This window comes from Candidatus Proelusimicrobium excrementi (genome assembly GCF_937881865.1).
GTDB classification, from domain to species: Bacteria; Elusimicrobiota; Elusimicrobia; order Elusimicrobiales; family Elusimicrobiaceae; genus Proelusimicrobium; species Proelusimicrobium excrementi.
In genome coordinates, this window is the sequence record NZ_CALGEO010000010.1 from 1 (window position 1) to 6,365 (window position 6,365).

5 protein-coding genes and 2 tRNA genes are annotated in these 6,365 nt (G+C 42.0%); 6 read left to right on the forward strand and 1 reads right to left on the reverse strand.

From position 1 onward, the window contains the following. The first annotated feature begins 22 nt into the window (after positions 1-22). The gene (locus tag ACQY26_RS00735) at positions 23-988 is read left to right on the forward strand and encodes an adenine-specific methyltransferase EcoRI family protein (RefSeq protein ID WP_428047174.1); all 966 of its coding nucleotides are present in this window, start codon (positions 23-25) and stop codon (positions 986-988) included. After that, on the forward strand, positions 988-2,070 hold the full coding sequence (locus ACQY26_RS00740) for an HNH endonuclease family protein (RefSeq protein WP_428047175.1): 1,083 nt from the start codon (positions 988-990) through the stop codon (positions 2,068-2,070). The genes ACQY26_RS00735 and ACQY26_RS00740 overlap by 1 nt, the downstream gene beginning before the upstream one ends. A gap of 85 nt (positions 2,071-2,155) precedes the next feature. On the opposite strand, the gene ACQY26_RS00745 is transcribed toward ACQY26_RS00740, so the two are convergent. Next, positions 2,156-3,982 carry a DUF885 family protein gene (locus tag ACQY26_RS00745; protein ID WP_428047176.1) on the reverse strand — a complete coding sequence of 609 codons (1,827 nt, stop codon included), beginning with the start codon at positions 3,980-3,982 and terminating at the stop codon, positions 2,156-2,158. A gap of 201 nt (positions 3,983-4,183) precedes the next feature. Here ACQY26_RS00745 and ACQY26_RS00750 point away from each other — a divergent pair. The 4 genes from ACQY26_RS00750 to ACQY26_RS00765 form a co-directional block, all read left to right on the forward strand. Further along, positions 4,184-4,256, forward strand: a tRNA-Lys gene (locus tag ACQY26_RS00750). Positions 4,257-4,283: 27 nt separating this feature from the next. Further along, positions 4,284-4,364 (forward strand) — tRNA-Leu (locus tag ACQY26_RS00755). A gap of 23 nt (positions 4,365-4,387) precedes the next feature. After that, positions 4,388-5,668 carry a trigger factor gene (gene tig, locus ACQY26_RS00760; protein ID WP_428047177.1) on the forward strand — a complete coding sequence of 427 codons (1,281 nt, stop codon included), beginning with the start codon at positions 4,388-4,390 and terminating at the stop codon, positions 5,666-5,668. A gap of 157 nt (positions 5,669-5,825) precedes the next feature. After that, the coding region (locus tag ACQY26_RS00765) for an ankyrin repeat domain-containing protein (protein ID WP_428047178.1) at positions 5,826-6,365 on the forward strand (540 nt) is incomplete at its 3' end.

A 6,365-nucleotide genomic window follows, 5' to 3' on the forward strand; every position in this document is an offset into this window, starting at 1 on the left:
TTCATAATCCAAAGGGGGAATAATGGCAAATGAAAGATTAAGGAAAGCCCGCAAAAATAAAAATGACGAATTTTATACCCAGCTTGCCGATATAGAAGAAGAAATGCGTCATTATAAAAAATACTTTAAAGGGAAAACGGTTCTATGCAACTGTGATGACCCCAGGATAAGCAATTTCTTTCATTATTTTTCCTACAATTTTGAGCATTTGGGGCTAAAAAAGCTTATAACAACCTGCTATAAAAACCAAAACAGGGATTTATTCAGTCAATACGACTGTGACCAAGCCATATATTTGGAATATTCGGGCAGTAAAAAAGGCGGCAATGTGCCAGAGGCCGAAGAAATCGGCATAAAATACCTTAAAGGCGACGGGGATTTCCGTTCCAAAGAATGTATAGAACTTTTAAAACAAGCGGATATAGTGGTAACCAATCCGCCTTTTTCCTTATTTAGGGAATATGTCGCCCAGCTTATGGAATATAATAAGAAATTTATCATTATAGGCAACAAAAATGCGATAACTTATAAAGAAATTTTCCATTTGATAAAAGAAAATAAAATTTGGCTCGGTTACAGAAATATAAATAAAGATATGTGGCTTATTCTTCCGGAAAAAGAGGAAAAATACGAAAAGTTTATAGACGGCAAAAAGTTAAAGCATATAATGGCTTGCTGGTTTACCAATTTTGATATTTCCAAAAGGCATGAGGAACTTATCTTATATAAAAATTATAATCCGCAGGATTATCCTAAGTACGATAATTACGACGCAATAAATGTAGATAAAACAAGCAATATCCCCTGCGATTATTACGGCATTATGGGCGTTCCCATAACTTTTTTGGATAAATATAATCCTGAACAGTTTGAAATTTTAGGCGATAGCCGTTATCACGACGGCAAGCAAGAAGCCGATGATATAAATATCATAAACGGAAAGCAATTATACAGACGTATACTTATCAAACGCAAAGGGGAAAAATAATGAAAATAGAACTTAAAGAAATCAGCATAAGGGAACTTGCAGAGGGCTATCAGGATAATTCCGAAGGCGGGGTAACCGGATATGGCGGCAAGTTGGATATAAGGCCGCCTTATCAGAGGGAATTTATTTATAAAACCAAACAGCGCGACGCCGTGATAGACACCGTTATGAAAGGCTTTCCCTTAAACGTAATGTATTGGGCGGTGCGGGAAGACGGCTGTTTTGAAGTTATTGACGGGCAGCAGCGCACCATATCGCTGTGCCAATATCTTAACGGGGATTTTGCTTTTGATATGAAGTATATTCACAATTTGCCCGCTGATAAAAGAGAGCAAATTTTAAATTATAAGCTTATGGTTTACCTTTGCGAGGGAAGCGACAGCGAAAAACTTTCTTGGTTTGAAACAATCAATATCGCAGGGGCGAAACTTACCAAGCAGGAACTTTTAAACGCAACCTATCACGGGCCTTTTGTAAGCGACGCAAAGAGGTATTTTTCAAAAACAGGCGGCCCGGCTTACGGATTGGCAAGCAATTATATAAACGGTTCGCCCATACGCCAAGATTATTTGGAAACGGCCTTAAATTGGCTTTCAAAGGGGAATGTGCAGGTTTATATGGCTAATCATCAGCACGAGCAAAACGCAAATGAACTGTGGCTGTACTTTCAAAGCGTTATAAACTGGGTAAAACTTACTTTTATAAAATACCGCAAAGAAATGAAAGGCGTAAATTGGGGCCTTTTGTATAACAAGTATAAAAACGAAAAATTTGATACCGCTGCATTGGAAAAGGAAATATCCGTTTTAATGGAAGATGAAGACGTTACCGATAAAAAAGGTGTTTATGATTATGTCCTTACAGGAAATGAGCGCAGTTTAAATTTACGTCTTTTCAGCGATAAGATTAAACGCCAAACCTATGAAAAGCAAAAAGGAATTTGTGTAAAATGCGGTGGCAAATTTACATTGTCGGAAATGGAGGCCGACCATATAACCCCTTGGAGCAAAGGGGGGCATACTACCGCTGAAAATTGTCAAATGCTTTGTAAAGATTGCAACAGAAGAAAGTCCGCAATATAATTTTATCGTGAAAATAATTTAAGATAAATAAAACCCCCGGTTTTTGTTTAAGCCGGGGGTAAATTGCAATCTAAGAAATGAAAACTTAGAAATAAGTCATGTTAAAGAAGCTTTCCGTCTTCTTTTCTTCCATTTCTTTGGACATGGCTTCGTCAAGCGTTCTTATGGGAACGCGGCCCAAGGAAAGCAGTCTTTCGTGATAATCGGCAAGCGTCAGTTTTTTGTTTATTTTCTTCGCGTATTTAGCTTTCAAATAATCAAATTCCTGCTGGCCGACCACGTAAGCCACCGCGTCCATCGGGTTAAGGGCGAGGTAATCCACATTAGCCTCGGCTTCTTCCTTAAGCATACCGTTTTCCACCAAGAAATCCACCGTCTGAGTATAATTGGTGGCATTGGTTTGCATATTGTATTCCGCCACCGCCAGCAAAGCTTTTGAGTAGTTAAACCACGCCAAATTTATTTTATCCTCCGCGGAAGAGAACAATTCCGTGGAAGCGGCGGTATTAAGGGCGTATTTAACCCAGCCGTTGATATAGAACGGGTCATTGGATAATTTCCTTAAAACTCTGCCTTCTTCCGTCGCTATGGAATACATAAGGTTTTTGCCCGGGGTAATATATTCCAAAACGTCGAATTTGATTTTCCCGTTGTTAAAACGCGTTTCAAGCGTTGTTTTGTCTTCCGCTTTCGGCATGGTTACCAAAAGGTCGCCCATCTGTTTGTTAAGCAGCGGGAAGGGGGGAAGATATGAAATAGGCGTAAGCTTGTTGGAAAGATATTTCGGCGCAGGCGCGATTACCACTTGCAGCGCACCGGCGGGGAATAACTTCTGTTCGGCAAAGAACACCGTCGCTTTTTTAAACGTATTTGCGTAAGAATCCAAAAGGCGTTTTGCGCCGGGGTTGGCGGTAAAAGTTTTAACCGCTCTGTAATAATCCTGCGGAAGGATGTTGATTAAGCCTTTTTTGTCGGTTCGGTCGGCTTTTTCTTCTTCCGTAAGGGTGGGTTCCACAATCGGCGTAATTGCCCTGATAAGGTTCTTTTTGCTGTTTTCAAGTTCTTTATCAAGGTTTTTCTTTAATTTCGCAAAAGGCATTTCCTGCTGATAAACGTCTTTGAAAAGTCTTTCAAAGTCTTCTGCGCCGAGGCGGAAGTACACATAGTCCTTTTTAAGCATGGTGTCTTTAAGGAAGTCCGCATAGGATTTAAGCGCGGTCTGCGCGGCGGCGCAGGCTTTCTTGGTCTGGTCTTTAGTATATTCGTCCAAGCTGAGTTTCGTTAAAAGGAAGTTGACGTTATTAAAGGAAGAATACGCCAGCTGAGCCTTTTCTATCGCCAGCCTTAAATATAAATCCGGCGGATTATCAAGGTTTACTTTGCCCTGTTCCAAAATTTCCGGCAAAGCCTGAACCCTTTTTAAAGCGTCGCGCTGACGGTCCGCCCGGGAGGCGTAATCTTTCAAAAGTATATCGTAAACCGCGTCCACGCTCTGCAAATACCAAAGGGGATTTTTGGAAAGTTCGTTTTCCGTATCTATGGCGAAAAGCTTTTCGCTGATAATTTCTTTAAGGGTATAATAGTCCACTTTCGTGTATGAGGAAAGTGCTTTGGGGTTTATTCTGCCCAAAGCTTCCTGAAGGGAAAGCAAAGTCTGCCTTCTGCTGACTTGCGCCTGGATGTCCCTTTCCTGCAAATCGGAATGGTACCCCAAAGTGCCGGCGCGCGTCGCCTCTTCCTGGAACATGGAGCTTAAAACCGCGACGTACTTATCGCCCAGTTCCAACACTTTGTGATCCATCATCAAAGTATCGGTGTCCGTGTCCGCAGTATAGGCTTTTGCCTGCGCGTGAGCCGCAAATACCCCTGCGCTCAGCAAAGAAGCAAACGCTATTAATAATAGTTTTCTCATTAATAATCTTCTCCTTATTTTCGAGTTAAATTGCAAATTGTTTACAAAGATAATGCTATTGTATCACTTTTTTGCTATAATTTGTCTATAAATTATTTCAGGCCTTGCGGGCCGCTTCAGCCCGCACGCAAAAACAATGCCGAAGCCTATCGGCGATTTGCAGGGTTTGAAATTATTTGTTATAATTTCTTCATAAAGGAAGGGCCATTAGCTCAGTTGGTAGAGCAGACGCCTCTTAAGCGTAAGGTCACAAGTTCGAGCCTTGTATGGCCCACTTCAATTTTAAATCAGTTAATACAATGGACGGATGGCGGAATTGGCAGACGCGTACGGCTTAGGACCGTATGGATTTTCCGTGAGGGTTCAAGTCCCTCTCCGTCCATAGTTTTTTGTACAGGAGAAATTATGTCCAGTTTCGCAGTTGCCCAGGATAATGAAGTAAAGACTAAAGAAATTTCAAAAAAAGGCTGCACCGTAGTTTTGGAAGTTACGGCCGAACCCAGCCTTGTAAATAAATGCTTTCACAATGCTTTGCTGCAAGTGCAGGCCAAAGCCCAAATGCAGGGTTTCAGGGCCGGCAAAGTGCCTTTGGATATCGTAAAAAAGAATTTTGTCCCGCATATTACCGAAAGGGCCGCCGATTTGGTTATCAGAAACGCCTCTTCCAAAGCTTTGGAAAAGAGCGAACTTAAAGCCGTAATGGCCCCGGCTGTAACCAAAGCCGATTTTTCTACTTTCGGCGAAAATAAAGCTTTCTCCTTTGAAATGAGCGTGGACGTCGCCCCGGAATTTAAAGTTAAAGGTTACAAAGGCATAGCCGTAACCAAAAAGTCGGAAACCGTTTCCGAAGAAGACGTCAACAAACATTTGAACGAAGTGCTTGAACATAATTCCAGCCTTGAAGCCGAAGCGGAAGGCGCGGCGGTAGGAGATAACAATTTCGTAGTTGTAAAATACAGCGGCAGCAAAGACGGCAAAGCCGACAAAAAATATTCCAGCGACGGCGAGCTTGTCGATATGTCCGCCCCGCAGACCGTAGCCGGTTTGGCCGACGCCATTAAAGGCGCCAAAAAAGGCGAAAGCAGAACTTTTGACGCTAAAATCGACGACGGCACCATAAACTTTACCGTTCAGGTCGAGGAAATCAAAAAGAAAGTAAAACCCGAGCTTAACGACGCTTTTGCCAAAGATATGGGTTTTGACAATGTTGAAAAGCTTAAAGAAACTGTAAAAACCTCTATGGAAAGAGAAGCCAAAACCTCTTCCGAAAGGGACGTGGTAAAGCAGATTGAAGACGCTTTGGTAAAAGAAAACGGTTTTGATTTGCCTTCCGGCCTTGTGGAATATTATACGCAGATTTCAGTCGCAAACTTCATTAACAGAATGTTCGGCGGCAAGAACCCGGAACTCAGCGAAGAAAACAAAAAAGCCTTCGCCGAAAGAATGCGCCCCGGCGTTGAAAGAGATCTCAGAATCGGCTATATCGTACACGCGATAGCCGAGGCCGAAAAACTTGAAGCCACGGAAGAAGACTGGAAAGCCGAACTTGACAAAGCTTTGGCCTCCCAGCCGAAAGAAGAAGCCAATATTAAAAAATTCTTCAATGACCGCAAAGACGAAGTAATGGCGACTATCAATGAAAGGAAAGTTTTTGATTTCCTTAAAAGCAACGCCAAAATAAAATAGAAGTTTTATTAAGTAAGAACCGAACGGAGGGCGAAGCAAAAGCCCTCCGTTTTTTTGTCTTTTTTCGCGATTTTATGTTTTTATCGGGGAAATAAGGCTCCGCTCCCGAAAAATTGTTAGTATAAATATAAAGCGGCAATTATGACAAGGGGGGAAAATGACTTACGATAAATTCAAATTTGCTCAAGCGGCCAGAACCGGGAATATTAATTATATAACCGAATTTTTAAATTCCGCCGACGCGGAAACCAAGAAAGAAGCCTTGGCGGAAGCGGTTAGATGCAATGATTTGGCCATTGTTAAAACGCTTCTTGAAGGCGGCGCAGATCCGAATTGCAAAGATAAATTTAGACGTCCCGTCCTGTTAAAAGCCGTATTGGGGAAAAATATTGACCTCGTTAAAACACTTATCGAAGCCGGCGCGGACGTTAATTGCCAAGACGTTTTTAAAAAGCCTGTTTTATTTGCCGCGATTGAAAATGCCGACGTCGAGTCGGTAAAAGAATTGCTTTCTTCCCCTAAGATAAATAAAAATTATAAAGACGTATGGGGGCGGACGGCTCTGGACGTAGCCGTATCGGTTAAGGCTCCCGATGCAATTATAGATATGCTTACGGATAAAACTGATATTTGTGCCGGTAAAGCCGAAAATGCGGAAAATACTAAAGCCCCCCAAATTCCAAAAAATCCGCAAAGC